This is a genomic window from Sorangium sp. So ce367 (genome assembly GCF_051520455.1).
Classification (GTDB): domain Bacteria; phylum Myxococcota_A; class Polyangia; order Polyangiales; family Polyangiaceae; genus Sorangium; species Sorangium cellulosum_B.
The window spans coordinates 1,677,038-1,702,046 of sequence record NZ_CP150334.1; the positions used below are offsets into that span (position 1 = coordinate 1,677,038).

Annotated in this window: 22 protein-coding genes; 10 read left to right on the forward strand and 12 right to left on the reverse strand. The window is 71.1% G+C overall.

Annotated features, from left to right (window positions below):
- Positions 1-5: 5 nt before the first annotated feature.
- Genes WME97_RS06450 through WME97_RS06465 form a run of 4 tightly spaced genes read right to left on the reverse strand, consistent with a single transcriptional unit; the run spans position 6 to position 2,917 of the window.
- A complete protein-coding gene (locus WME97_RS06450; protein ID WP_437550291.1) occupies positions 6-1,148 on the reverse strand; it encodes a class I SAM-dependent methyltransferase in 1,143 nt (380 codons plus the stop codon).
- A 43-nt stretch (positions 1,149-1,191) separates the two neighbouring features.
- Positions 1,192-1,392: a hypothetical protein gene (locus WME97_RS06455; protein WP_437298260.1), complete on the reverse strand. Its 201-nt coding sequence runs from the start codon at positions 1,390-1,392 to the stop codon at positions 1,192-1,194.
- A gap of 27 nt (positions 1,393-1,419) precedes the next feature.
- Positions 1,420-2,598 (reverse strand): iron-containing alcohol dehydrogenase, encoded by a 1,179-nt coding sequence (locus WME97_RS06460; protein ID WP_437550293.1) that lies wholly within the window; start codon positions 2,596-2,598, stop codon positions 1,420-1,422.
- Position 2,599: 1 nt separating this feature from the next.
- Complete coding sequence (locus WME97_RS06465; RefSeq protein ID WP_012233804.1) at positions 2,600-2,917, reverse strand: putative quinol monooxygenase; 318 nt, start codon at positions 2,915-2,917, stop codon at positions 2,600-2,602.
- A gap of 294 nt (positions 2,918-3,211) precedes the next feature.
- Here WME97_RS06465 and WME97_RS06470 point away from each other — a divergent pair, with 294 nt between their 5' ends.
- From WME97_RS06470 to WME97_RS06485, 4 genes are all read left to right on the forward strand, one after another.
- Positions 3,212-4,396, forward strand: a complete 1,185-nt coding sequence (locus tag WME97_RS06470) for a hypothetical protein (protein ID WP_437550295.1) — start codon at positions 3,212-3,214, stop codon at positions 4,394-4,396.
- A complete protein-coding gene (locus WME97_RS06475) occupies positions 4,393-5,070 on the forward strand; it encodes a hypothetical protein (RefSeq protein WP_437550297.1) in 678 nt (225 codons plus the stop codon). Before WME97_RS06470 ends, WME97_RS06475 begins: the two co-directional genes overlap by 4 nt.
- 117 nt (positions 5,071-5,187) lie before the next feature.
- Positions 5,188-7,143 carry an ATP-binding protein gene (locus WME97_RS06480; protein WP_437550299.1) on the forward strand — a complete coding sequence of 652 codons (1,956 nt, stop codon included), beginning with the start codon at positions 5,188-5,190 and terminating at the stop codon, positions 7,141-7,143.
- Between the two features lie 229 nt (positions 7,144-7,372).
- Positions 7,373-7,756 carry a response regulator gene (locus tag WME97_RS06485; RefSeq protein ID WP_437550300.1) on the forward strand — a complete coding sequence of 128 codons (384 nt, stop codon included), beginning with the start codon at positions 7,373-7,375 and terminating at the stop codon, positions 7,754-7,756.
- A gap of 13 nt (positions 7,757-7,769) precedes the next feature.
- Here WME97_RS06485 and WME97_RS06490 read toward each other — a convergent pair whose 3' ends face one another.
- The 3 genes from WME97_RS06490 to WME97_RS06500 form a co-directional block, all read right to left on the reverse strand.
- A complete protein-coding gene (locus tag WME97_RS06490; protein WP_437550302.1) occupies positions 7,770-9,422 on the reverse strand; it encodes a glycerol-3-phosphate dehydrogenase/oxidase in 1,653 nt (550 codons plus the stop codon).
- A gap of 227 nt (positions 9,423-9,649) precedes the next feature.
- Positions 9,650-11,692 carry an ABC transporter ATP-binding protein gene (locus tag WME97_RS06495; RefSeq protein WP_437550303.1) on the reverse strand — a complete coding sequence of 681 codons (2,043 nt, stop codon included), beginning with the start codon at positions 11,690-11,692 and terminating at the stop codon, positions 9,650-9,652.
- Between the two features lie 258 nt (positions 11,693-11,950).
- Positions 11,951-12,565: an NAD(P)H-dependent oxidoreductase gene (locus WME97_RS06500; protein ID WP_437550305.1), complete on the reverse strand. Its 615-nt coding sequence runs from the start codon at positions 12,563-12,565 to the stop codon at positions 11,951-11,953.
- A gap of 193 nt (positions 12,566-12,758) precedes the next feature.
- Here WME97_RS06500 and WME97_RS06505 point away from each other — a divergent pair, with 193 nt between their 5' ends.
- The 4 genes from WME97_RS06505 (at position 12,759) to WME97_RS06520 (ending at position 17,885) form a co-directional block, all read left to right on the forward strand.
- Entirely contained in the window at positions 12,759-13,265 is a 507-nt protein-coding gene (locus tag WME97_RS06505; RefSeq protein ID WP_437550307.1) for a response regulator, read from the forward strand.
- A gap of 179 nt (positions 13,266-13,444) precedes the next feature.
- Entirely contained in the window at positions 13,445-15,022 is a 1,578-nt protein-coding gene (locus WME97_RS06510; RefSeq protein WP_437550309.1) for an alkaline phosphatase D family protein, read from the forward strand.
- Between the two features lie 86 nt (positions 15,023-15,108).
- Complete coding sequence (locus WME97_RS06515) at positions 15,109-16,530, forward strand: multicopper oxidase family protein (RefSeq protein WP_437550311.1); 1,422 nt, start codon at positions 15,109-15,111, stop codon at positions 16,528-16,530.
- A 287-nt stretch (positions 16,531-16,817) separates the two neighbouring features.
- Positions 16,818-17,885, forward strand: a complete 1,068-nt coding sequence (locus tag WME97_RS06520) for a hypothetical protein (protein WP_437550313.1) — start codon at positions 16,818-16,820, stop codon at positions 17,883-17,885.
- 10 nt (positions 17,886-17,895) lie between these two features.
- Here WME97_RS06520 and WME97_RS06525 read toward each other — a convergent pair whose 3' ends face one another.
- From WME97_RS06525 to WME97_RS06535, 3 genes are read right to left on the reverse strand one after another with little or no spacing between them, the layout of a single operon-like run.
- Entirely contained in the window at positions 17,896-18,381 is a 486-nt protein-coding gene (locus WME97_RS06525) for a hypothetical protein (RefSeq protein ID WP_437550315.1), read from the reverse strand.
- Between the two features lies 1 nt (position 18,382).
- Positions 18,383-19,897: a hypothetical protein gene (locus WME97_RS06530; RefSeq protein WP_437550317.1), complete on the reverse strand. Its 1,515-nt coding sequence runs from the start codon at positions 19,895-19,897 to the stop codon at positions 18,383-18,385.
- 26 nt (positions 19,898-19,923) lie between these two features.
- Positions 19,924-20,283, reverse strand: coding sequence for a hypothetical protein (locus WME97_RS06535; RefSeq protein WP_437550318.1), 360 nt, complete (start codon positions 20,281-20,283; stop codon positions 19,924-19,926).
- 1,064 nt (positions 20,284-21,347) lie between these two features.
- On the opposite strand from WME97_RS06535, the gene WME97_RS06540 reads away from it, so the two are divergent.
- Together WME97_RS06540 and WME97_RS06545 are read left to right on the forward strand one after the other, a co-directional pair.
- Positions 21,348-23,366 (forward strand): sensor histidine kinase, encoded by a 2,019-nt coding sequence (locus WME97_RS06540; RefSeq protein WP_437550320.1) that lies wholly within the window; start codon positions 21,348-21,350, stop codon positions 23,364-23,366.
- Entirely contained in the window at positions 23,350-23,727 is a 378-nt protein-coding gene (locus tag WME97_RS06545) for a response regulator (protein WP_437550322.1), read from the forward strand. The genes WME97_RS06540 and WME97_RS06545 overlap by 17 nt, the downstream gene beginning before the upstream one ends.
- A 36-nt stretch (positions 23,728-23,763) precedes the next feature.
- Here WME97_RS06545 and WME97_RS06550 read toward each other — a convergent pair whose 3' ends face one another.
- A complete protein-coding gene (locus WME97_RS06550) occupies positions 23,764-24,426 on the reverse strand; it encodes a glutathione S-transferase family protein (protein ID WP_437550324.1) in 663 nt (220 codons plus the stop codon).
- A gap of 71 nt (positions 24,427-24,497) precedes the next feature.
- Positions 24,498-24,980, reverse strand: a complete 483-nt coding sequence (locus tag WME97_RS06555) for an aldo/keto reductase (RefSeq protein ID WP_437550326.1) — start codon at positions 24,978-24,980, stop codon at positions 24,498-24,500.
- Between the last annotated feature and the right edge of the window lie 29 nt (positions 24,981-25,009).

The window sequence follows — 25,009 nt, forward strand, 5'->3', positions numbered from 1 at the left end:
GACGCTCACGCGCGCTTGCCCGCGGGCGCGTCGCGCCGGCGGCACCGGAGCAGCGTGTGGGCGAGGCCGAGCTGGTCGATCTCCGCCTCGACGACGAGGCCAGCCTCGTCGATGCAACGCCGGATATCGGCGGCGCTGTACATGCGGCTGTTCCCGTTCGCGAGGCACGTGAAATACAGGGAAGAGCCGTGAAGACAGTGGACCGCCACCTCGTTCGTCTGCCGATCCCAGAACGTGTCGAGGATCCAGAGCACCGTCTCGTCCCCCATGGCCGACGCCGCCCGCCGGAGGATCTGGACGATGTCCGGCTCGGAGAAGCACACGAGGAACTGGCTCATCCAGATGGCATCAAAGCCCGTCGGGAACGCCTGGCCGTGATCCAGGAAGTCGATGGGGGTGCCCATGATCCGGCCGAGCAGGCCGTGCCGCTCGACGTTGACGCGCGCGTCCTCCAGCTGGCCCGGCAGGTCGAGCAGCGTGACGCGCACGTCGGGGTCGTGCGTGCAGCACTGGATCGCCCACCGCCCCGTGTTGCCGCCGATGTCGAGGAGCGTCCTCGGCCTCCGCTCGAACACGACGGGCAGCGCCTCGGGGAACGCGGAGTCGGAGTAGAGGTGATCGAACGCAAACCAGCTCTCCCTCACCTTCGGCGGGAGCGCCGGGAGCGCCTCATAGACCGTCGGCCACTCGCCGAAGACCTTCAGGCCAGCCGGCTTGCCGCCCTCGATGGCCTCGTCGAGAAAGCGCATGCCCTCGTAACAAACGTCATGGATGAAATCCATGTTGATGCGGGTCATCCTGTCATTCTCGACGATGAGCCCGACCCGCGTGATCGTGTAGCGCTCGCCACGCTCTCGCGGCTCTGCGTGGGCGTTTGCGCCGCTCGCGACGCTTGCGCCGCCTGCGCGCTCCACCAGGCCGAAGCTCAGGCTCGCCTCCAGCAAGGTCTTGGCGGCATAGGCGGAGAGGCCGGTGTCCTGGGCCACCTCCGCCGGTGTCCTGCCGCCCTTGCCAGCGCGCTGGAGCGCTTTGAGGACGCCGCGGTTTCGCATCACCCGCGCCACCTGGAACATGACGGGCGCAAACGCGATGCGCTGGGCGGCGAGCATGGCGTCGAGGGTGGGATTCGGGGCGGGATCGTTCTTCATCGAGCTCCGGTCGTCGGGGGTGGGGTCAAGGCTAGGGTGCACCCTAGCGCTGGAGGAGCAAGACGAAGCCGCAGACGCCCGTGAACAGCAGCGCGCACTCGGCCCGCCCCTCGTCGGCGAGCGAGATCCCCGTCACACCGCAGAGCATGCCGAACACGAGGCTCGCCACGCTGATCCGCCGCCGCTGGTCGATCGACCGGACCCGCGGCGGAGTGGGCGGTCTCGTGCGGTACGGGCTTGCCACCCCCTGATGATACCACCAGCGCCGCGATCACAAGGACGCCGCCGCGATGTCGAACAGCTCCTCGTCGGTGAGCGGCAGCGGGTTCGCCTTCATGCTGCTCGCCGCCCTGGCCTTCGCGACAAGCGCCGGGAGGTCCGCCTCACCCATGCCGTAGCGCCGGAGCCCCGGGATCGCGAGGTCACGGCAGAGCTCGCGGACCCAGGCGATCCCTTCCTCGGCGCTGGCGCCGGCGCGCCCCGTGACGAGCGCGGCCAGCTCGTCGAAGCGCGGCAGCGCGCGGTGAGCCGGGTCGCGCGCGCGCAGCGCCCGCAGGTTGACCTCCAGGACGGCGGGTAAGAGCGCCGCGCACACCGCGCCGTGCGGCGCGTCGTACATGCCCCCCGCGGGGCCCGCGAAGCCGTGGACGGCCCCGAGGCCGGCGTTCGCGAGGCAGAGGCCGCCGAGCAGGCTGGCGATCGCGAGGTCGTCCCGGGCCGGCGCGTCGGCGCCCTCCAGGACCGCGCGGCGCAGCGAGCGCACCGAGCGGCGGATGCCCTCGCGCGCGAGGCCGTCCGTGAGCGGGTTGCTGCGGCTCGAAAGGAACGGCTCGATGAGCTGCGAGAGCGCGTCGAGCCCGCTCGACGCGAGCACCCCGGGCGGGGCGCCCGCGAGCAGGTCGGGGTCGACCACCGCGAGGCGCGGCAGCATGTGGGGGCTGCGCAGGCTCGCCTTCACGCCGGCCTCCGGCGACGCGAGCACCGCGTTGCGCGTCACCTCCGCGCCGGTGCCCGCGGTCGTGGGGATCGCCACGAACGGCACGGACGGCCTGGAGAGCGCTCCCCCCTTGCCGATGACCTCCAGGTAATCGAGCGGGTCGCCGCCGTTCGCGACGAGCGCGGCGATCGCCTTGCCGGCGTCGATCGCGCTGCCGCCGCCGAGCGCCACAACGACGTCGCACCGCTCGGCCGCGGCCCGCGACGTCCCCTCGCGGGCGATGTCCACCGTGGGCTCGCCCGCGACGGCGAAGCGCACCGCGGCGACGCCCGCGGCCGCAAGCGCGGCGAGGAGCGGCGCGGCGCGGCCGGGATCCTGCCCGGTGACGACGAGCGCCCGCGTCCCGCCGAGGCCCCGCACGGCCGCGGGCACCTCGGCGATCTTGCCTGCGCCGAAGGCGATGCGCGTCGCGGTGGCGAACTCGAAGGCGGGTTCATTGCTGGGAGGCGCCATGTCAATACCCCGCGTCGTCAGGGAAGACATTGACGTATTTCCGGCTGGTCCGCGGCTCGGCCATCATCTCCGCGACGGTGTCCCGCCACCGCTGGTAATGCGCCGTTTCCTTGTGTGCGGCCGGCGCTTCCTTGGTCCTGTAGACCTCGACGAGCACGAACCGCGCGGGATCCTCGGTGTCCTGGACGACGTCGAACCGGGCGATCCCCGGCTCCTTGACGCTCTCGCGTGCGTTCTCGAGCGTCGCGCTCCGGAAGGCGTCGACGAGCTCGGGTCTGACACGTACATGCACATGCACGACGAACAGGCTGTTGGACATGCGCGCAATCTAGCTCGGGCGCGCTTCCGCAGGAACCCGGCTCGCGCCGCGGCCGGCCTTCCGGGAGAGCGCGCGCAGGCCGCGCGGGCTCGGCCGAGCGCGCTGTCTCCGGGCGGGGCGGGGCGGAGGGTGGCGGGGCGGGCGCGCGGGTGGCGGGGCGGCCGGCAGAGCGCCGTCGCCCCCTGCGTGGACTCCCGACTTGGCTCGGCCGGCTCGCGCACTACGATCGTCGTGACCCGGCGTGCGGCTCGGCAAGAGTCGAGTGCATGAGCGCCGCGAGCGAGGAAGGTCGATATGGCGGATCCGACCACGGAGAGCCCGGAGCCCGATGCGGCGCGGCCCATCGCGCTGCATTCCATCGAGTTCAGGTCCGATCACGGTCTCCTGAAGGACTGCAAGCAGGAGAGCGGCTGGAGGAACGAGGGGGCCCTGTGCCCACGGCCGGAGTGGACGCCGGGGGGCGCCGTCCCCCTCTCGATCTCGATGGGGCGGCACATCGTCGTCCGGCTCGAGCTCGCGCAGCGCGACGCCTACAGCGCGGCGGCGGCCGAGATCCGCGCCGTGGGGCCGGGGGGCATCGTCCTCGAGAGCCGCGGCAGCGGGGCCGTCGCCGGGCCGCTCGATCTCTTCTCCTCGCGGCAGCTCGGGAGGAAGATCCAGAAGTTCAACCTCGCCCTGAGCTGGTCTGCAGGGGCGGAAGCTACCGTGTCGCCCGCCCGGACCTCGAACGTCGTCTATGTCACGATGGGCAGGCCCCAGACCGACAGACAGGATGTCTGGCAGGAAGATGGGGTGACCTTGAAGCGGATGGACAGGGCGGTCTCCTGGATCGCGCCGATGGATACCCTCAATCCCCACGAGATCGTGGAGGGGGTCATGGCCAGGTTCCCGACGTACACGCTCCTGCCGAGCCCCAGGGTGCCCCGGAAGTACCGTCACCCGACGTACATGAACGACGAGGGCGGCGCCTGGCCGATGACCGATCACGTGGAGGAGAGCGGGGAGTGCCAGGCGATCGTCCGCCTCCTCCGCGGCATGCTGCGCCAGCTCGGGATCCCGGGGCGGACGCGCATGATCGTGGTCTGGGGCGACCCCAACGTCGGCGGCGGGCGCAGGACGCTGTCGGCCGACGTCGAGCAGAACCCGTGGGCGGGGCTCGACGTCACGAAGGTCGAGGGCGGCCGCGTGTGGCGCGCGGCGCTCGTCGACGGGCCGGTGGAGGTGGGGAGGACCTACCCGGCGTCCCATACGCGCATGCCCGACGGGACGCTCAGCCCGGGGCTCAACCGGTACGAGGCGTGCCTCGAGTTCTCCCACGGCGGCGTGACCAGGTATTACGCGGGGGGCGCCGGCGTGTTCGATTCCGTGGAGCCGATCCTGGGCGTCTTCTGGGGGCTCATCTGGTTCAGCTCGGCGCCGGACGACGGGTTCCGCGTCGAGCAGATCGTGGCGACCTACAGGAACGGAGGCTGGGGATGAACGCGCACGCATCTCAGAAGCAAGACGTCGACGCGAAGATCGCGGGGTGGCTCGCGGCCGTGGCCCGCGTCTCGCCGGACGGCTTCACGCCCGTCGAGCGGTTCGACGACGTGCCGGCCCAGGCGCGCGCGGAGTCGTTCTACTGGTGCGACTCCATCTTCAGGGACGAGCTCAACCCGCACGGCGAGGCCGTGAAGGCGCGCCACGCGTTCCATGCCGCCACGGACGATACGCCCGACCTGCTCCGCCACGAGTACGCCGCGGGCGGGCTCGGGCTCACCGTCACCGAGGGGCGCAACTTCATTCTCGTCCAGGTCGATCGCGCGAGCCTCGATATCCTCTCTCTCTGCGGTCCAGACCGCGCCGCCGCCGTGCGCCGGGTGGCCGAGGCGCTCTTCAACGCGGGCGTGGAATCGAGCGCGTTGGGCATTCCGGTGACCTCCGGCCCGGCGGCCTGCCCGGACGCCGCCGGGACACAGGAGCTCGAGGAAGGGACGGTGTTTTCGAGCAATCCGGCCGTGGACCCGGATCTCCTCACCTGCTGGAAAGACCGCACGGAGTGCGGTGTTCAGGGCGGAAGGCTCTACTTCCTCTGCTACAAGAAATCATCCCAGCGCGTGGGGTTCGCGAACGCGTGGCAATGGTTCGACGACCGGAGGGCCGGGGTCGGGTGAGGCGGGGGTAGGCGCGGAGCGCGCGGGAAAGCGCGGGAACGCGCCGGAACGTGCGAGAACGTGGATCACCGCTGCGCCGGTATTGCGTCTGCGCGCCGCGCGCGGGATGTTGCGCGCGTGGCGGGACCACAGGCACCCAGGATCCTGATCTTCCCAGGCGGCCCCTCGGGCGCTGCGCAGGCGCTCGCCGCGGCGCGCGGCTATGTCGCGGTCCCGGCGCGGGACGTCGAGGCCGGGCTGGATCTCCTGGCGACTCAGCCGTTCGACGTGGCCGTGCTGGAGGACGAGGGGCCGCTCGAGGACACGCTCGCGCTCTGCCGGCGGCTGCGCGCGGCGCCCGGGGGCGATCGCGTAGCCGTGGTCGCCGTCACCGGGAGCGCGGGCGCGACCGCGGCGCTGCTCGAGGCGGGCGCGACGGTCGTGGCGGCGGCGCTCGAGCCGTCGATCGCCATCCAGCTCGACGCGGCGGTGTGGTGGGTGCGGCGGCCGTCGGCGCACGTGGCCGACCGGGCGCCCGCGGAGCGCGCGCTGCTCGAGCGCGCCGCGCGCTCCTTCCGCGACGCGTCCGCGGAGGTGATCGGCCTCCTCATGTGGGACGCGGCGGGGGGCGTGCTCGACGCGAACGACGCGTTCCTCGGCATGGTGGGCTACACGCGCGAGGACGTCGAGGCGGGGCGCCTCAACTGGATGGCGATCACGCCGCCCGAGCACCGCGCCGCGGACCAGCGCGCCCTCTCGGAGGTCCTGAAGAACGGCGTCTGTCCGCCGTTCGAGAAGGAGTTCCTGGCCCGCGACGGGCGGCGCGTGCCCGTCCTCATCGCGCCTGCGCTGGTCGAGGGGGCGCGCGATCGCGGCGTCTGCTTCGCCTTCGACATGAAGGCCCGCAAGGCCGCGGAGGACGCGCTCCGGACGAGCGAGGAGCGCATGCGGCTCGTCGTGCGCGCCACGAGCGACGCCTTCTGGGACTGGGATCTCTCGTCCGGGCGCGTCACCGGCAGCGAGCGCATGCGGAGCTTCTATGGCACGGGCGGCGCCGACATCGAGGAGGACGCCGTGTGGTGGTTCGAGCGGGTCCACCCCGAGGATCGCGATCGCGTGATGAACGGGCTGCGGCGCGCGATGGAAGGGGACGAGGGCACGTTCGAGCTCTGGTACCGGTGCCTGCTCGCGGACGGCAGCTACGCCGACGTCCACGACCGGGGCATCGTGCTGCGCGACGCGACCGGCAGGGCGTACCGGATGCTCGGGGCCGTGTCCGACGTCACGGAGCGCCGGCAGATGGAGACGCGGCTCCAGCTCGCCGATCGCATGGCCTCGCTCGGCACGCTCGCGGCCGGGGTGGCGCACGAGATCAACAACCCCCTCGCGTACATGGTCGCGAACGTCGATTTCGCGCGCAAGGAGCTCCGCGCGAAGGGGGCCGGCGCGCGCCTCGACGCGCTCCTCTCGGCGCTCGACGAGGCCGCGGAGGGCGGCGCGCGGGTACGGCACATCGTGGGCGGCCTGAAGACGTTCTCGCGGGCCGACTACGGCGAGCTCGGCCCGGTCGACGTCGACCCGGTGATCCAGCTGGTCCTGCGGATGGCGCAGCAGCAGATACGGAGCAAGGCGCGGCTCGTCCTGGAGCTCCGCCCGGTGCCAGCCGTCCACGCGAACGAGGCGCAGCTCGGCCAGGTGATCCTGAACCTGCTCGTGAACGCCGCCCAGGCGCTGCCCGAGGGGAAGGTGTCGGAGAACGAGATCCGGATCTCCACCGCCCCCGCGCCGCCCGGCCGCGTGTGCATCGAGGTGTGCGACACCGGGCCTGGGATCGCGCCGGAGCTGCGGAGCCGCATCTTCGACCCGTTCTTCACGACGAAGCCCATCGGGGAAGGGACGGGGCTCGGGCTCGCGATCTGCCACGGCATCGTGACGAGCTTCCGGGGCGAGATCGGCGTGGAGAGCGAGGTCGGCAAGGGCGCGTGTTTCCGCGTGCTCTTGCCTGTCCATGACCATCGCGCGGGGACAGGAGAGGAGCGCAACGCCGGCTCGGGCGGGGCCTCGGACGAGCTTCCCGAGGAGGCCGCTCAGTAGGCGCTCCGCCGTCCTTGGCGGACGGGCTCCGATAGGGGCGCGCCGGTCCGTGCTCCGGCGCGCCGCGGGGCCGCTCCGCGGGACCGACCGCTTGCCAGGGCCGCGGCGTTCGCTCAAGTTGCGTCACCGGCCCCATGAACACTCGATCGGTCAGGGCCGCAGCTGGGCTGCTCGGCGGGGCGGCAGAGGAAGCGCGCCGCGCGGCGCAGTCCGGTCGTGAGGTTCGGTCATGATCGAGAAAACTGGCCGCATCCTGGTCGTCGAGGACGATCTGGATATCAGGAGCATCTTGACGCAGCTCCTCATGTTCGAGGGGTACGACGTCGAAGAGGCCGCGGACGGCGCCGAGGCGCTCGCGCTGCTGCGGCGGGACGCGCCGCCCGCGCTGATCCTGCTCGATCTGATGATGCCGGTCATGGATGGGTGGCAGCTCCGCGCCGAGCTCCAGCGCGATCCGTCGCTCGCGTCGATCCCGGTGGTGATCGTGTCCGCCGACGTGCGGGTCGAGCAGGAGGCGTCGCGGCTGCGCGTCGCGGGCCTGCTGAAGAAGCCGCTCCAGATCGAGCCGCTGCTCGAGCTGGTCCACCGCATCTGCGGCGCGCCGGCGCGATGAGCCGGGCGCGGCGCTAGCTGACCGGCTGCGCCGCGGCGGGCGCCTTCCCCTCCGCGAGGCGGCCGGCGCCGTGCTCGTGGAAGTACTCCGTGAGCCGCCTGTCGGCCTCGTCCCCGAAGAGGAGCTCGCACGCCTCGCGGAGGCCGGGCGACCTCGCGAGCGCCTCGCGGCGGAGCAAGAGCGAGATCTTCGTGCGCCGCCGCAGGAAATCATCGAGCTTCGCGATCATCTCGTGCTTCGCGGCGTGGGCGACCTCGCAGCGCAGGTCGTCCGCCCCTTCGAACAGCGGCTCGGCCATCCTCGGATCGCGCTGGATGTCCTCGAGCAGCCCGATCGCCTGCGCGCCATAGCGGCGCCATAGCCGCGTGCTGAGCGCCTCCGAGGCGCGCGGCGGCGTCAGCGCGTCGAGATCGAGGGCGCGCGCCTTGTGAAAGAACTCTTTACGAAGCGCCTCGCCCGGCTCGCCATACCAGCGCTGCGCAGGGCGGGGCAGCGCGACGCCGAGCCCCTGCACGGCGGCGCAGACCTCGTCGCCCACGTTGATGCAATCGGTGAGCTTGCCGCCGAAGATGCTCACGTGGGCCTGCGCCCCGTCCACCTCGAGGGCGTGCTTGCGCGAGAGCTGAAGCCAGTCCTCGCCGTCCCCGCCGCCCTCGACGGCCAGGGGGCGCACCCCGCAGCGCTCCGCGATGACGTCGGCCTCGGTCAGCGGGCGGGGCAGGTTGAGGCGCTTGTTGATGTTGGAGAGCACGAAGCGCCGGTCCTCGGGCGTCACCGCCGCGCGCGGGCCCTCGACGCGGGTGTCGGTCGTGCCGATGCACGTCCTCGAGCCCATCGGGATCACGAAGAACAGCCGGCCGTCGTCCGCGAAGAACGTGAGCACCCGCCGGCTCGCGGTGAGCCGATCCACGATGAGGTGGATGCCCTTCGAGAAGATGTGGCGGTGCCTCGTCCGCTGGCCCGTCAGCTCGTTGTGCGCGTCCACGAACGGCCCGCAGGCGTTGACGAGCACGCGCGACCGGACGGCGAGCTCCCTGCCCGACAGGACGTCGCGGGCGCGCGTGACCCACGCGCCCCCCTCGCGCCGCGCGCCGAGCGACTCGACGTAGTTGGCCACCCGCGCGCCGTGATCGAGCGCCGCGCGCACGAAGCCCCAGACGAACCGCGCGTCGTTGTCGACGAGGTACGCGTCGGAGTATTCGAATCCTCCGTCGCAGCCGTCCAGGTTGACGATCGGCTCCTCCCGCGCGATCGCCCGGCGGGAGAGCAGGCGGGGGATGCGCGTGAAGAAGCTGCCGATGATCCAGTAGAGCCAGGTGCCCAGGAAGAGCTTGAAGAGCCCGTGGCGGAAGCCCCGCTCGTGCGCGGCGTAGAACCGGATCTCCTGCACCGACGACGGGTAGCTCCTGAGGAGGAGGTTCCTCGACGTGCAGAGCTTCCGCACGAGCGGAAACTCGAAGCTCTCCATGTACTTGATGCCGCCCCAGGCGAGGTTCGACGACTCCTGGCTGGTGAATCCGGCGAAGTCGCCCCGATCGATCAGCGCGACCTTCGCCCCCCGCGCGGCGAGGGCCGCGGCCGCGACGGCGCCGTTGATCCCGGCGCCGAGGACGAGGACGTCGAACGTGTCGCGGCTCAAGCTGTCGATGTTCGTGGCCCGCAGCATCGATGGCGATCCGGCGAAGGCGCGGCCGGCGCGCGCCCCACCTGCTCTATCACGTCCTCGCCGCCTCGGGGCGGCGGACGGCGCCCAAAAGCGCGGCGGCGGCGTCCGCTGCGCGCGCTTCTGTCCGCTGCGCGTGCTGGCGTCCACGCGGCTCCGTGTCCGTCACCGCCGCCGCTGTGGTCCGCTGAGCTTCTGTTACGTCCTGTTACGTCCTGCCGACGTCTCGCTCAGCCCATCAGCCCATCGGCCCAGCTGCCCTCCTCGCCGCGGTACGCGTCGGACGGCGGCGCCGGATGGACGCGGCGCGGGCTGCTCTTCGCCGCGGCGGCGTGGCCGGTGTGGAGGTGCTGCCAGCGCGCCATCTTGGTGTAGACGCCGCCCCGCCGCAGGAGCTCTCCGTGCCCGCCGTGCTCGACGATGCGGCCGCGCTCCATCACGAAGATCTGGTCGCAGTCGACGACCGTGCTCAGGCGGTGGCTCATCAGGACGATCGTCCGCTTCCCCTTCAGGGCCCGCAGCGCCTCGCCGATGGTCCGCTCGTGCTCGGCGTCGAGCCCGTCGGTCGGCTCGTCGATCACAAGGATGGGCGCGTCCGTCAGCAGCGCGCGCGCGATCGCGATGCGCTGCCGCTGGCCGGTCGACAGGTTGAGCCCGCCGTCGGCGATCGCCGTCCGGTAGCCGTCCGGCAGCGCCTCGATGAAGCCGGCCGCCCCCGCCATCTCGGCCGCCCTCCGGATCTCTGGATCGGTCGCCGAGGGGCGGCCGTAGGCGATGTTCTCCGCGATCGTCGCCGGCAGGAGGATGCTGTCCTGGAGGACGAGCGCGATGTGCCGGCGCAGGTCCGCCACGCGGACCGCGCGCGTGTCGATGCCGTCGAGCCGCAGCGCGCCGCAGGTCGGGTTGTGGAAGCGCGGCAGCAGGCCGAGCAGCGTCGTCTTGCCGGCGCCGACCGAGCCCACGAACGCGACCATCTCGCCCGGCCGGATCGTCGCGTCGAGCCCGCGCAGCACCGGGTGGCCCGGGCGGTACTCGAACCCGACGCCATCGAGCGAGAGCGCGCGCGGCTGGGGCGGGAGGCTGGCCGCGTCGTGCCTGTCGACGACCGCCTGGTCGCGGTCCAGCACCTCGAAGACGCGCTGCGCGCCCGCGACGCCGCCCTGCACCGCGGCGCCGGCGCCGGTCAGCTTGCAGAGCGGGTCGTAGAGCATGCCCAGGTACCCGAGGAACGCCGTCAGCGCGCCGAGCGTCATGCCGGCCTCGCCCCCGCCCGCCCGGGCCTGGACGATGAGGTAGCCGCCGTAGCCGAGCACCAGCGCGCCGCCGAGCCCGAGGATCGAGCCCATGGCGAGCGTGTGGCGGAGCTCGTCGTGGTGGAGCCGGAGCCACGCCTTCACGCTGTTGCGCAGCGTCGTGTGGAAGCGCGCCTCCTCGTCCGCCTCGCGGCCGAACGCCTGGACGAGGCCGATCGACGCCATCGAGCGCTGGACGGACGTCGCGAACTCGCTCTCGACCTCCTTCGCCTCGGTGCACTTCTTGTGCAGCACGCGCCCGAACCTGACGTTCGTGAGGAGGAGCGGCGGGACGACCGCGAGCGCGAGCAGCGTGAGCTCCAGGCTGCGCGAGGCCATGATGCAGATCATCACGGCGAGCGTCAGCGCGCTCCCCATCACCGCGACCGCCACGTTGAGGATGCCGTGGAACCCGGAGGCGTCCTGGTTGAGCCGGTAGAGGGCGTCCCCCTGCGGCTGCGCCCGGTGATAGCCCATATGGAGCGCCTGGAGCTTCCGGTACACGTCGCGCCGCACGCGCGTGAGCCCGCCATAGCCGATGCGGAACGTGAGCAAGGCGCGGCCCATGCCCACGAACTCCTGCGCCACGCGGAGGACGAGCGTGATCGCCGCGAGCCCGAGGACGCGGCCGAGCAGGCTGTCCGGGAGCGGCGCGAGCAGGATGCGATGGACGAAGTCCCCCGTGCGCGGGCCGGTCGAGATGAGATCCACGATCACGGCGACGGGCCACACCTGGAGCAGGCTGATCGCGATCGAGGCGCAGACCAGCACGGCGAGCGCCGCGATGCGCGCCCACTCGCCCTTGAAATAGGCGCCCACCCGGAGGAAGAAGCGGACCCGCTCCGCGCCGGCCGGCTGGCTGGGCGCGGCGCGCGCGGCGGTCAGCTGCGTGGTCGTCCGAGGAGAATGCCTCGAAAACCTGACCCTGCCTTCGCGCCGAGGCGAAGGATGATAGTGCTTGCGGTGAGCCGGTGCGCTCATGGTTCGCTGAGCTCTCTCCTGTCTACGGCTGAGGTGGTCGTCGGCGGCCCATCTCGGGCCCGGCCTGACGATCCATCGGTTACGACCAGTAGCGAGGTATCGCCGCTGGTGTAACAGCCCAACGCGGACGCGCTCGACGCGAGTGCCGGAGACGAGGTTGGCGCTTGCTGATTTGCTGCGCGGTTGTCCGGGACTCCAGGGCCGGCGACGCCGGCGCGGCCAACGGCACAGGCCGACGGCGCGGCCGGCTCTCCGCGCCTACCCGCGAGTCCGGCTCTCGCGCCGCGCGAGCCTCCGGCCGAGGGCGCGCGCCGGCGCGAGGTCGAGCTCCGCCGGCGCGTGATCCGCGCTCGCCCGAGGCGGGCCGTCGCGCTGCGCGGCCCTGCTCGTTGGATCCATCTCCGCGCGGGCGGGGGCCTGGACGAGGACTCCATGACCGGCGAGGGAGCCGAGCGTCGCCGTGAGCGTCGCGCGCTGCGCTCCCTCGACCGCGGACGGCGAGCAGAACACCGAGGCTACCTTGCCGGCGAGATCTCCCGAGGGCTGCCTCGTTCCGTCGAGGAAGCGCCGGATCTCCGCGCACATCGCGCCATAGCGCGCAGGCGAGCCGATGGCGATGCCGTCCGCCCAGAAGAGGTCGTCTTGCTGCGCCAGCGGGACGGAGGCGAGGTGTCCCCGCGCGGCGCGGATCCGCTCATTCGCCGCGCTCCACCGGTCCTCGATCACCGTCAGATCGGCGACGCGCCGGAGCCGCACGGTCGCTCCGGCCTGCCTGGCGCCCTGCGCGACGGCGGCCGCGAGCGCGGCCGTGTCGCCATAGCGGGAATAGAAGATCACGGCCACGTTCATGCCGAGCGCGCATGCAGCCCGCATACCGCCGTGATCCCATGGCCGGAGCGCTCCATGCCATGCCCGATGAGCCCGCCGCGCGCCCCGTCATGGCATCGTCGAGAACGGCATGATGGGGGCTGGCTGGCAGGCCCCGCAGCCGTGGATGACGCATGGCGCAGGGCGCGCGTCGCGATTCAAATTGCGCGTCGCGGCTCCACGGCTTATGGGTCCTTTGATGGTCCGGAGCGGATTGCGCAGGGGTGGCGTCGATGTCCCGTGCGCCCCCGGAAGGGGGTGCGGCGCGGAGCGGAGCGATCCGCCGGCCGCGCCGCCGTGCCCTCCGGGCGCGATGGGGCGGAGGCTCGCCGAGCAGGGCCCCTCTCGACGGAAGACGATCTTCATCATCGAGGACGACCAAGGCGTCTGCGATGCTCTCGTGACCGTCCTGTGCGATGAGGGATACGATGTGATGACGGCCGGGGACGGCGCGGACGCGCTGGCCAGGCTCCGCGAGGCGCCGACGCCGACGCCGGCGCTCATCGTGCTCGATCTGATGATGCCGGGGATGGACGGATACGCGTTCCGCGCAGAGCAGCTGCGCACGCCGGCGATCTCCGACGTCCCCGTGGTCGTGCTGACGGCGGGGGCGGCGCCGCGGGCGACGGAGCTCGGAGCGGTCGACATCCTGAAGAAGCCCGTCGATCTCGTCGCGTTGCTCGACGTGGTCGGTCGCAACACCTGAGTCGGCGCCGGGACGCCCGAAACAAACATCGCTGAGAGCGCGGCGCGACGGACGCGTTACAGCGCTCGTTTCTGCTTGCCGGGGCGGCGGTGCGTGCGTCATACGCAGCTCACCGCACGCGGTCGACAAGGGGCGTGATCATGTCGATGGCCCGGCGAAGCATCCTTTGCAGCGTATCCATGTTCAGCCTCGCCGCGCTCCCCGGACTGTCGGGCGGCTGGGGCGCCGCGCCGGACGGCGACGCGCCTTTGCCGGCGCCGGGGGACGCCCCGTCGCCGGCCAGCGAGCTGTCGAAGGCGGTATTCCAGCACGGCGTGGCGAGCGGGGATCCGCTGCCCGATGCCGTCATCCTCTGGACGCGCGTGACGCCGGGCAAGGCGGGCCCGGTGGCGGTGACATGGCAGATCGCGCTCGACGCCGGCTTCAGCCGGATCGTGGGCACTGGGGCGCTCCTGACGGACGAGGAGCGCGATCACACGGTCAAGGTCGACGCCGGCGGGCTCGACCCAGGGAAGACCTATTATTACCGGTTCATCGCCCTCGGCGGATCGTCGCCCGTCGGGCGCACGAGGACGGCGCCGCGCGGCCGCGCGGGGCGGCTGCGCTTCGCCGTCGCGTCGTGCGCGAGCTATGCGCACGGGCTGTTCCACGGGTACCGGCTCATCGCCGCGCGCCTCGACCTCGACGCGGTGATCCACCTCGGCGATTACATCTACGAATTCGGCGCTGGCCAGTACGGGAGCGCGCGCCATTACGAGCCCGCGCACGAGATCGTGACGCTCGCCGACTACCGCGCGCGTTATGCCCAGTACCGGCGCGACAGGGACCTCCAGGCGGCGCACCAGCAGCACCCGTTCATCACGGTCTGGGACGACCATGAGCTGGCGAACAACACCTGGAAGGGCGGCGCGGGGAACCACGCGTGGCCTGCCGAGGGGTCGTGGGAGGAGCGCAGGGCGGTCGCGCAGCGCGCCTACGCGGAGTGGATGCCGATCCGCGAGCATCCCCGCGATGCCGCCCGGATCTGGCGCGCGCTGCGCTACGGCGATCTCGTCGACCTCTTCCTGCTCGACACGCGCTCCTGGGGGCGCGACCGGCAGGCCGACCCGAGCGACCGCGCGGCGATCGAGGCGCCGGCGCGGACGATGCTCGGGCGCGATCAGGACGCGTGGCTGCGCGCGGAGCTCGCGGGCTCGACGGCGGCGTGGAAGGTCATCGGCCAGCAGGTGCTGATGGGCCAGCTCCCGCAGGACCTGAACACGGACGCGTGGGACGGGTATCCGGCGGCGCGCCAGCGCTTCTTCGAGCTCCTCGACGAGGAGCGCGTGCGCGACGTCGTCGTGCTCAGCGGCGACACCCACGCGTCGTGGGCGATCGATCTCGCGCCGGCGCCGCTCGATCCGGCGCGCTACGACGCCGCGACGGGCCGGGGCGCGCTGGCGGTCGAGATCGCGGTGCCGGGGATCACCTCCCCGTGGCTCACCGAGGAGCAGGCCCGGGCGGTCGAGCCGCTGGTCCTCGCGAACCCGCACGTCAAGTACGCCGACGTGTGGCGCCGCGGGTACGCGGTCCTCGACGTGACGCCGGAGCGCGTGCAGGGCGCGTGGTTCCTGTACGATGCGCCCGAGCGCCCGGAGGTCGACGAGGTGTTCGCCGCGGCGTTCGCCGCGCGCCGCGGCGAGAGCCACCTGCGCCGCGAAGAGGCGGCGGCGCCCGCCATCGACGACCCGCCCGAGGCCGCGCCGCGCGTGAGCTGACCTGAAGCTGACGTGCGGCGGGCCCGTGAAGCCCGCGAAACCACGCGGGTTCTCCGCCGGTTGGTGGTAAGATCCGTCCCAGCGATATGCTGTGCGGGCGTTCTGCTGGTGCTGTCGCGAGCCTCTGGCTCGCCGTCGCCGCGATCGGGTGTGCGGGCGAGCGTCCGTCGCAGCCCGAGGGGTGGGACAGCGCGGTGGCGCTGCGACCGGCGCGCGATCTCGACGCGAGCCCGGGGGTGCTCGAGGTCGATCTGACGGCGCGGGTCGAGGACGTGGAGATCGTGGCCGGCAAGAAGACGCCGACGTGGACCTACAACGGCGGGCTCCCCGGCCCGCTGCTGCGCGCCAGGGTGGGCGATCGCGTGATCGTGCACCTCCGCAACGAGCTGCCGGCGCCCACGACGGTCCACTGGCACGGCGTGCGTTTGCCGGCGGAGATGGATGGCGCGCCCGGGCACAGCCAGCCCGAGACGCCGCCGGGCGGAGGCTTCACGTACGACTTCGTGGTGCCGGACGCGGGGCTCTACTGGTACCACCCGCACGTCGACTCCGCGGTGCAGGCGGGCAATGGCCTCTACGGCCCGCTGCTGGTCGAGGATCCGGACGAGCCCGCGGCGCTCGGCGACGAGCTCGTGCTCGTGCTCAGCGACGTCAGCCTGCGCGACGACGGCTCGCTCGAGGACCCGGAGGCGGGCGGCAACCTCGGCACGCTGTTCGGGCGCGAGGGCGACCTCCTGCTCGTCAACGGGCGCGTCAACCCGGTGATCGGGGCGCGCGCCGGGCTCAGGCAGCGATGGCGCATCGTCAACGCGGCCAAGTCCCGTTATTATCAGCTGCTGATCACGGATCACCGCTTCACCCGCATCGGCGGCGACGGCGGGCTCCTCGAGCATCCGGTCGAGGAGGACAGGATCCTGCTCACCCCCGGAGAGCGCGCCGACGTGCTTGTGACGCCGCGCGGGGCGCCGGGCGCGACGCTCTCGGTGCGCTGGGTGCCCTACGGTCGCGGCTACGGCGCGACCTTCGGGAGGCCCGAGGTCGAGGCGTTCCGGCTGCGCCTCGCGGACGAGCCCCTGGCCGAGGAGGATCCGCTCCCCGCGATCGCGCGGGGCATCGAGGCGCTCGACACGGCGGCGGCGAGGCGCGTCGATCTGCAGCTGACGCGGGAGGAGGGCCCGGGCGACCTCGTGATGGGCATCAACGGCGTGCCCTCCTGGGAGGCGGAGCCGCTCGTGGCGGCGGTGGGTGAGACCGCGGTGTGGACCGTCGAGAACACGATGGAGTTCGATCACCCGTTCCACCTGCACGGCTTCTTCTTCCAGGTGCTCGGCGCCGATGGCCAGCCGGTGAGGCCGCTCGCGTGGAAGGACACGGTGAACGTGCCTGTCGACGGCGCGGCGCGCTTCGCGGTGCGTTACGACAACCGGCCTGGCATGTGGATGTTCCACTGCCACATCCTCGATCACGCCGACGCGGGCATGATGGGGATGCTGCAAGTCTTGCGATGAGCGCGATGAGCGCGGCGGCGGGGGAAGGCGGCGAAGCGCGCGGAGCAGGACGCGCGGGGTGAGCGGTGCGCGGGTTGGGTTGATAACAGCGCTGTAGAAAAACAGGGGCTCTGTCGGTATCTCGCACAACACAGCACCTCCGCCGCGGCGGGAGGGGGCTGCTAGGGGAGGGGGCTGCGAGGGGAGGGGGGATGCGAGGGGAGGGGGGATGCGAGGCGAGGGGGATGCGAGGCGCGGACAGGCATGATCCCGAGACGAAGTCGCCCTGGATCGGGTAGGATGGGAGCGTGGTAGATCTCGATGTGATCTCGGACCGAACCTACGTGGCTGCGGGGGCGGACTTCGCGTTCGTGATCACCCGGCGGGGGCGGGTCGTCACCAAACGCGTGCCGCGCGACATGCCCAGGGAGGGCCGCAGCCAGATCGTCGAGGCGGCGCTGAGCCTCGGGGAGCGAGGGCGGCTCGGGTGCGTCGAGCTGCGGCGCGAGGATCTGGTGCCGTACGGGGGCGCGGCGCCGGTCGACGTGTACTTCGGCGTGGCCGCCGAGGCGATCCTCTGCGTGGTGATGCCCACGTGGGCGGACCGGCGGGACGTGGCGTCTGCGATCGAGCGCGGCCTGCGTGCCATCGACGAGGGGATCCCGGCGGCGCCGCAGCCGATCCGGAGCGCGCCGCGGCGCACCCGGTCGCGGCCGCGGGGGGAGGCGGTGCCTGCGTCGGCGCGCCGGCCGGTCGCCGAGGTGCACGAGGTGCCGCCGGCCATCTGCGGGGCCGCGGTCGTGTGCGAGGCGCCGGCCCCGGCCTCCAGGCGCCCGCCGCCGCCGTCGCCGCCGGCCCGCAAGCGGAGCGCGGTCGCGGGGCTGGCCCTCCTCGCCAACGGGGGGCCGCCGCGGTCGCTGGCGCGCCCGGTGGCGCTGCGCGAGGCGCCGGCGTCGCCCGGGGAGCCGGCGCGGCCGGCCGGGTCGCTGCCGGACATCCGCATCGGCGAGGCGGCGCTCGGGCGCGAGAGCCTCGACGCGATCGGGCGAGAGCTCGGCGGGGCGTGGCCGTCGGCGCCCGAGATCCGCGTCGGCGCGGCGTCGGCGGGGGAGGGGGCTCTGGCGTCGATCGAAGCGGAGATGCCGGAGCCGGCGCGGGCGGGATCGATTCCGGAGGCGGTGCGCCTCGAGCTGGTGAGCATCAGCCGCGAGAGCCTGATGGAGATCGCGGCCGAGGAGGGGCGCATGGCGGCGGCGGGGCCGAGGCCGTGGGTGCCGCTGGTGCGGCCCGCGCAGGTCACGCGGCCGTGGGAAGAGCCGCCCGAGGAGGCGGGGCGCACGGGCGAGGCCGAGTGCGGGGCCGGGGAGGCGGGATGAAATCTCTGCGCTAGAGACGATACCCCGGATCGCGGGGTAGCTTGCCGTCGACGCGAAGCACTTTGACGTCATTTCCCGCTGCAGACGCGCGAACGAACCCGATCGCCCCGTCCACCCTGCCCACGATCCAGACGACCGTGGCCGCGTTCGACACGCTTTTCGGCGGACCGGATTGGCCACGGATCTTGCGATCGATCCAGTAGAGACCCACCTCTTCGGGTGACATGCCGAGGACCGCCTCGTCGAAATCGATGCGCTCCGGAGCAGCCCTGGGATAGGTGACGGGCACCAGCAGCTTCCCGTTCACCATGACCTGGTTGCCCATGTACGCGCGCTTCAGATCTCCAAACGAGATCCCCTCCGCGGGGAAGCTCTTCGAAACGACGATCGCCAGAGGTCCCAGGTCTCCCGCGCCGTACGTCTCCTCCGGCGCTGCCGTGACCACCGCCGCGAACACCAACGCGCACGACGTCAAGAGGGTTCTTCGTGCGATCATGCTAGAAACTCCACGCGGCCTGCGTGATGAACTGATCCAGATCGATGCTCTTCTCTTTCAGGTAGGGCATCCATACATGCACGCCCACGACCTTCAGCACGACGTTCTCCGTGGGGCGTATGTTCAAGCCCCCGACGATATCGCACGCCTCGTACACGAAGCTGGATTTCCCCGTGCGGTCGTACTCGAAGCCGACCCAGGGCATGATGCCGTACCAGGGCAATCGATAACCCGTTTGAAAGTAGAAGCCCCAGGCACGGTTGTCAGGGGTCCATGTCCCTGGGGCAAGGCCAGGAGGCCGGTGGTCGTCGTCGTAGCGTACATCATGCATGATGTACTCGGTCTGGAACAGGAAGCCGCCCCAGGTGTACTTGAGATCTGCGGCCAGGCCGAGCTCGTCGTACCTCGCGGTGACCGGGAAGCTGGTAACGAACGCGCCGTCCTCCAGCGTCGTGACCTGCCCGGCGTCGGTGTAGCGGCCCTTGTAGCCCGATGTGCCGATGGCGACGTTGCCGAACGGAGTGTCTTGCCGTAGCCAGAGGCGCCAGCCAACCGCCTTGTTGTTGTCCAGGTCCATGTAGCTGTCGACCGGGCCACGGCCGTTCGACAGCGTAAGGTGGTATCCTACCTGCGTGTCACTGATGCCATGACTTCCATAGGCTTCGATGCCGGTTTGTCGCTGGGGCAGCCACTCGGAGCCGACGATATAGGGTCGCGTGACGCTCAGGATGACGGGTGTCCCGTGGTCCACGTTCCAGATCCCGTACGGGGTAAGCCACTGTCCGAGCCGGACGTTGAAGAGAGGATGGGCGGCGTATTCAAGCCACGCGCGCTCGATGATCACCCCGCCCACCTTCTTCGGCCGATTGAAGTCGGTGTAGTCTGGAAAGGCGGCGCCGATACGGGCGCTCTGGAACGTCGCCGGGTCGGTTACGATCGCCCCGTCCGGCAGGTAAGTGAAGCGGAGCTCGATCAAGGAGCGGAACTTCTTGCCCAGGTTCGAGTCGAGGTAGACGTTGAGATTGCCGACGTAGAACGTCGGGTTCGGGCCCACTCCGGTCAAGGCCCCGGAGGTCTTCTCGTCGCTGAGCAGCGTGGCGAAGGTGAAATCAGCGAAGCCGTAGACGCTGAGCTTGGTCTCTTCGGAGGTCAGCTCCTCCGCGACCTCCTCGGCGGCCAGCGCTTGAGCGACCGATTCTCCGCCGGCTCCCGGCGCAGCGCCCGCGTCGACCGGGCCGGCAGCCCCTGCCTGTGGTCGAGGCGCCGCGGCGCTCGAAGCCGGGCTGGCCGCCGGCGAAGGCGTGTTTGCTGCGCCCGGCTGCGCGCTCGCGGCAGGTTGAGCCGGAGGCGCCGGCTCCGGAGATCCAACGGCGCCCGAGGCGTCCGGCGCCGGAGCCGGTCCGGAGGGGGCCGCTGGAGCCGCGGCCTCCGCGGGCGTCGGAGCTGCTTGTGCCGCCGCGAACGACGACCCGAGCGACAGCGCGGAGGATACGGCGAAGGCAAGGTGAATGGTCACGCCGCGGGGTGCAACGGATCGCGTTCTCAATTGGGGCAGCTCCCTTCCGCGACGCACTGGTATTGCTCGACTCCATAGGCGGTAAAGTCGCAGCACACGGTGCCGGTGAAGCAATTGTTCGGCGAGAGCGTGCAGCCTTGAACCTGACACTTTTGCGTCAGCTGGATATTGCAGTACGTGGCCTCGGTTCCTGCGCAATCTGCGTCGCCGGTGCAGGGCTTCCCCGCGCCGATCGGCGGCCGGCGACAGTAGGACGGGGTGACCGTGAGGTCGCACATGGTTCCACCCGGGCAGTCGGCAGGGCCCTCGCACCCCTGGCTGGTGCAGTAGCCGCTGGTCCCCGAGACGGCGTGACAGTAGCTGTACGTGGCTTCGGGGCAAGGCATCGTCGCGGTGTCGCATGCCGCAGCCAGGCCGGCCGGGGTCGCCGTGCATGGCGCCTCGGCGGACGCCCTGCTGAACCCGGTCGCGCATTCGCACGCCCCTGTCGCTCCGGTCACCTCATTCTCGCCACATGCCGTGCAGGACGCCGCGGCGTCGGCGCGGCCATATCCGGCTTTGCAGACGCAGCCACTCGGCCCGATCTCCTCGTTCTCGCCGCAGCGCACGCAGCCCGCCGTCGTTGCAGCATAACCCTCGGCGCAGACGCAGACCTCCGAGTACTCCGACACGGACCTCACGGTCTGGCCAGGTCCACAGGGCTGTTCGCTGTCGTAGACGCAACCAAGGAACGAAAAAGCAACGGCATTGGCCATCAGAAAGACTCGACCCCATCGGCGTGACGCCGAGGGGGGAGGTCCATGCAGCAGTCTCGCAGACATCACGCTCATTCCTTGTTGTTGGGTTCGTTACACAACCTTCGAACGCAGAGTTTGCAAGAGGAGTGATGCTCTCTGTTGTCGAGCCCACCGGAGGGCAGCCCGGCACCTGCCATCGTGGCTGGTCTGCCCAGGTCCCAGCGTGCCTTTCCACTGCGGCCATGCCCCGAACCGCCCGCACATGGGTAATGCTACAGGGATCTGCAGCCAGTGGAAGGCCAATCTGCGCACCTCGGAGGGCGGCCCAGCGCAGCGCGACCCGAGCTCGCGCTGCGCGCCGCGGATCCGGGCGGCCTCTCACGGGCGTCAAGCGGGACAGCCTGGGCGCCGGCGTGAGCTGTTGTGCTACACGTCGAGCCGCGGTGCGCCCAGCATCCGACGATACTCCTTGTCCGGCGTCGCGCTCGACGACGCCCGGCTGTTCGCCGAGGCCCAGGAGGCGATCCGCCGGCTTCGCCGTGTTTTCACCATCCGGACACCCGGGAGCCGCCGCGCTCGCCCCGGGCCGGCCGGCGTGACGTCACCCGGTCCGGGGCGCGTACGCTGCCGGATCGCTGGGGGGTCGGTGAGCGTCATTGTGGATTGCTTGACAACCTGATGGCCCTTCGCACGATTCCTCATCGTGGGGGAGCATGCGTACCGGACCCGACGATCACACGGAGCCAGGCGCGCTCGTCGTCGAGCACGCCCGCCACCCGGGGCCGGGCGAGCCCGCGGAGCGCGCTGAGCGCGCCGAGCGGGCGGGTTTCGGGCCGCACAAGGCCGCCTCGGGCTGCCCGCCGGAGCAACGTACGGACGAGCTCGGGACGAAGAGCCCTCCGCCGGGGAGCGGCCGAGGAGCCCAGTCGAGCACGGTCGCGACCGACATCCCGACGGACATCGCTCGCAAGTGGCAGGAGATGACCGATCTCCTCGCGGAGATCCTTCGCGTCCCGGCCGCTCTGATCATGAAAATCGAGCCGCCGGAGATGGTCGTCTGCGTCTCCAGTGAGTCGAAGGGGAACCCTTTCGCGCCCAACGAACGAGCGCGCCTCGGCTCCGGCCTCTACTGCGAGAGCGTGATGAAGACCCGAACGCCGCTGCTGATCCCTGACGCCCTGAAAGACGAGCAGTGGAAGTCGAATCCGGACATCGAGCTCGGGTTGATATCCTATCTCGGCTTCCCGATCTCCTGGCCCTCGGGGGATATCTTCGGGACGATCTGCGTGCTGGATGACCGCGCGAACCATTACAGCAAGGCCTACCAGGCGCTCATGGAGCAGTGTCGCGACGTGATCGAGATGGACTTGAAGTCCATCTTCGCCCTCGATACTCGCCTGACAGAAGAGGCCCGGGCGAAAGAGCGGCTGGAGCAGCAGGTCGCCGAGCGCACCGCGGACCTGCGCCACGCCAACGCCCAGCTCAGGCAGAAGATCGCCGAGCACGAGCGGACGGAGGCGGCGCTGCGGAAGGTCGCGGAGGAGTGCAGGTGCGCGGAGGAGGCGTTGCGCACGAGCCAGGAGCTCCTGCGCGCCATCATCGACAGCTCGACGGCCATCGTCTCCGTCAAGGACATCGAGGGGCGCTACCTCCTCGTCAACCGCCGCTTCGAGGAGCTGTTCGGCGTCGCTCGCGAGGCCATCGTGGGCAAGAGGGACGATGACGTGTTCTCTCGGGAGCACGCCGAGGCGCTCCGCGCTTTCGACCGGCGGGCGCTCCTCGCCGGGACGGCGCTGAAGGACGAAGAGGTGGTGCCCGAGGACGACGGCGCGCACACCTATCTCACCATCAAGTTCCCTCTGCGCGACGTCGCCGGCGTCCCGTACGCGGTGGGCGGCATCTCCACGGACATCACGGAGCGCAAGAAGATCGAGGCGGAGCGCGCCCTGGTGCTGGAGCGCGAGCAGAGGGCTCGGACCGCCGCCGAAGCGGCGGTGCGGATGCGCGACGACTTCCTGTCGATCGCCTCCCATGAGCTCTATACCCCCATCGCGGGCCTGAAGCTCGCCGTGCAAGGCTTGATGCGCGAGGCGACGACGCTCCCCGTCGGCGCGACGAAGCTGGCCAGGATGGCCGAGCGGCAGTGCCAGCGGCTCGTGAGGCTCATCGAAGATCTGCTCAACGTGGCTCGGATCCAGGCAGACAAGCTCGAGCTGAAGCTGGGAGACGTCGATCTCCGGGCGCTCTCGCAGGAGGTCGTGGAGCACTTCGACGTGGAGCTGAAGCAGGCAGGAAGTACGGTGAGCTGGCGCGCAGACGCTCCCGTTGTGGGTGTGTGGGACAGGGCCCGTCTGGAGCAGGTGGTGACGAACCTGGTGCTGAACGCCATCAAGTATGGAAGGGGCAGCCCGATCGAGATCAGCGTCGCGGCCGAGGGGGAGGTGGCCAGGCTGGTCGTCGCCGATCGCGGCATCGGGATCGACGCGAGCTGCGCGCCGTACATCTTCGAACGCTTCGAGCGAGGCGTCTCGGCGCAGCACTACGGCGGTCTCGGCCTGGGGCTGTACATCAGCCGCCAGATCGTGGACGGCCATGATGGCTCGATCCGGGTCGAGAGCGAGCTCGGCGCGGGCGCTGCCTTCATCGTGGAGCTCCCCCTGCACCGGCGCCGCGACGCTCCGCCGACCGAGGTGTCTCCGCCGGCTGGAGGTCCCGATGAGCCTGCCGCATGATCCTCACGACGGTGTCTTGGTCGTCGACGACGACAGCGGATTTCGCGCCGTCGTGGAGGAGCTCCTGCAGGCATGCGGCTACGAGGTCGTCTGCGCGGAGAACGGCGCGGTGGCGCTGGAGCTGCTCCGCAGCGGCCTCCGCCCGAGCATCATCCTGCTCGACCTCATGATGCCGGAGATCAATGGTTGGGAGTTTCTCGCGCTCAAGCGACGGGAGCCCGCGCTGGCGGACATCCCGGTGGCGATCCTGTCGGGCGTCGACGCTCTGGAAGCCAAGGCAGCCACCCTGGACGTGTGTGCGCTGCTCAAGAAGCCGATCGATCTCGACACCCTTCTCGCCGTGGTCGCGAAGACACGATGAGCCCGCGTCGGGGAGCTCGTTCGGCGCTCGAGACATTCACCCTCGCCGACCGGTGGCATCGAAGCGCGGAACCTCCGGGAGCTCCGGGGCATCGAGCCCCGCGAACGGATCGCGCCAGGCGTCGAGCTGCCACAGGCGCGCGTGCCAGGCCGCGACGCGCGGGTAGTCCGAGAGCGGCAGGCCGGCGAGATCCGCGAACGGAAGCACCGATGCCATCCGAAAGTCTGCATACGAGACCGCGCTCCCGACGAGCCAGTCCCTGCCGCTCAGCACCTGTTCGAGCAGCGCCGCCGCCTCGGCAAACCCCGAGAGCCCCTCCGCCACGAGGTCGTCGCGGATGGGACCGAGCCCGTAGCGCTGCTTCGTCACCCGCTCGAAGTGGACCTTGTCGCACGCGGCGACGAAGTTGTGCGTGCCCCAGCTCAACCAGCGGATCATCTCCGGTTGCGCGGCGCCCGTGCGCCAGAAGTCCGAGCCCGTGAGCTGCGAGAGGCGGCACGCGATCGCGTCCGTCTCCCAGAGCGACTGGTCCCCCTCGACCAGGATGGGCACGCGCAGGTTCGGGTTCAGCGCTCGAAACTTCTCCTGCTGTGACGGGTCGAGAGGAGCCGCGTGGACGTAGTCCACGGGTGCATCGAGGTGGCGCGCCACGGCGACGGCGACCCGTGGATTCAAGTTTCGGCTGAAGTACAGTTTCATAGATCCTTTCTTCTTCCTCTCCGCCAACCCGGTCAATTCCTCGATGCATCGACGATGAGGCCGCCCTGAGTTCACCTCTCGCTGTCGAGCATCGCCATCATAGGCGCGGGGTAGCGGGTGCCGGCGATCTCCTCCGCGGGGACGGCGGCCTCGAGCTCGGCGAGGTCGGAGGGCGCCAGCGCGATCTCGAGGCCGGCGAGGGCATCGTCGAGCTGCTTCCGCGTGCGCGCGCCCATCGTCGGGATCACCGTGACGCCCTGCGCGGCGCCCTTGGCGCGGACCCAGGCGATCGCGAGCTGCACGGGGGTGACGCCGCGCCTCTCTGCGAGGCGAACGAAGGCGTCGACGAGGGCCTGGTTCTTCCGGGCGTTCTCGCCCGAGAAGCGCGGCATGTGGGCTCGCAGGTCGCCCGCGCCGGCCGGCTTGCTCCCGGCCAGCAGGCCGCGCGAGAGCACGCCGTACGCGGTGACCGCGATGTCGAGCTCGGCGAGCGCGGGGAAGATCGTCGCCTCGGGGCCGCGGCTCACGAGCGCATACTCGATCTGGAGGTCCACGATCGGGTATCACGGTCGCCGACGATCTC